Raw genomic sequence first — 1,484 nt, forward strand, 5'->3', positions numbered from 1 at the left:
TAGACGGTATGACGAGGCTGGGGCCTCGCACACATGTGAACGTGGGTTGCCGACAGGGTGGTCCTGGCCGGTAGAGCCACAAGATGTGGGAGGCCCCAGTGAAGAATTATCGTACGAGCGTTGGACTGGACGTGCACGCACGATCGGTGGTCGGGTGTGGTCTGGATGGTGTGACCGGTGAGGTCTTTGAGCGCCGGCTGACTCCGGATCACCGAGAGATCCTGGCCTGGGTTCGGTCGTTGCCGGGTCCGGCGGCGGTGACCTATGAGGCCGGGCCGACCGGTTTCGCCCTCGCGCGGTTCCTGCTGGCCGCCGGGATGGTGTGTCTGGTGGCGGCGCCCTCGAAGTTGCAGCGCCCGTCGGGGGACCGGGTCAAAACCGATACCCGCGATGCCCGGCATCTTGCCCGGCTGCTGCATTTGGGTGAGATCGTGGAGGTGACGATCCCGAGCATTGAGCAGGAGGCGGCTCGAGATCTGGTGCGGGCTCGTGAGGACGTGCGTGGGGACTTGATGTCGGCCCGGCACCGCGTCTCCAAACTGCTTCTACGACATGGGATCGTCTACTCCGGGGGGAAGGCGTGGACTGGCAAGCACGAACTGTGGCTGCGCACTCACCGATTCGACATCCCGGGTCGGCAGCTGGCCTACGACGCCGCGTTCGATGCCATGCTGGCATGCGTGGACCGGCGGGAGCGCCTTGATACCGCGATCACCGCCATGGCCGCCGATTCGGTGTTCACCCCGGTGGTCACCCGGCTGGGGTGCCTGCGCGGAATCTCCACGTTGACCGCGTTCGGGTTGGCCGTCGAAATCGGAGACTGGCAACGCCTCAACGGGCGCTCGATCGGCGCGTACCTCGGGTTGGTGCCCACCGAGAATTCCTCGGGGGCGACCCGTTCCCAGGGCGGGGTCACCAAGACCGGCAACGGCCATGCCCGCCGACTGCTGGTCGAAGCGGCCTGGCATCACCGACCCCGGTACCGGCCAGGGCGCGAGCTGCGGAAGCGGTGGGAGACAGCGTCCCCGGTGGCCCGGGCACGGGGCCAGGCAGCCAACTGGCGTCTGAATGCTCGCTGGGCTGGTTTCGATGAACGCAAGAAACGCGCAGTAGTGGCCAACGCGGCCATCGCCCGCGAACTTGCCGGCTGGTGCTGGTCGTTGGCCATTCTCGACGAGTAATACCCCACGAGTGTCCGGATGAGAACTCGGTGGTGACGGCAAGCGTCTGGGAGTGACCCGCGTGCGACCTATGAGCAATCATGTTGCTAGACAACTGATGACGCTCGTCCTTTAGACAAGCGGTCCACTCCGACTCGAAGTCCCGTCCTGCGGTATCCAACCCGCGCATATCAGATTTGACACGCGTCGCTATGACACGCTCGACGCCTCCGAGGACTCATCCGGTCAACGAAGCGGTGGCCACGACGACGGTTGTGGCCACCGCTTCACCCTGCCCGCTTGACAAAACTTCTCCCATATCAG

General features: G+C 65.1%; 1 protein-coding gene. It reads left to right on the plus strand.

What is annotated here, in order from left to right:
• Window positions 1-83: 83 nt before the first annotated feature.
• The gene (locus AWC17_RS07680) at window positions 84-1,181 is read left to right on the plus strand and encodes an IS110 family RNA-guided transposase (protein ID WP_046187318.1); all 1,098 of its coding nucleotides are present in this window, start codon (window positions 84-86) and stop codon (window positions 1,179-1,181) included.
• Window positions 1,182-1,484 lie beyond the last annotated feature (303 nt).

The sequence above is a fragment of the Mycobacterium nebraskense genome (assembly GCF_002102255.1).
GTDB classification, from domain to species: Bacteria; Actinomycetota; Actinomycetes; order Mycobacteriales; family Mycobacteriaceae; genus Mycobacterium; species Mycobacterium nebraskense.

Excerpts from the sequence above, each read along its gene's own strand:
- AWC17_RS07680 (WP_046187318.1), top strand. The coding sequence starts at position 84 with ATGTGGGAGGCCCCAGTGAAGAATTATCGTACGAGCGTTGGACTGGAC.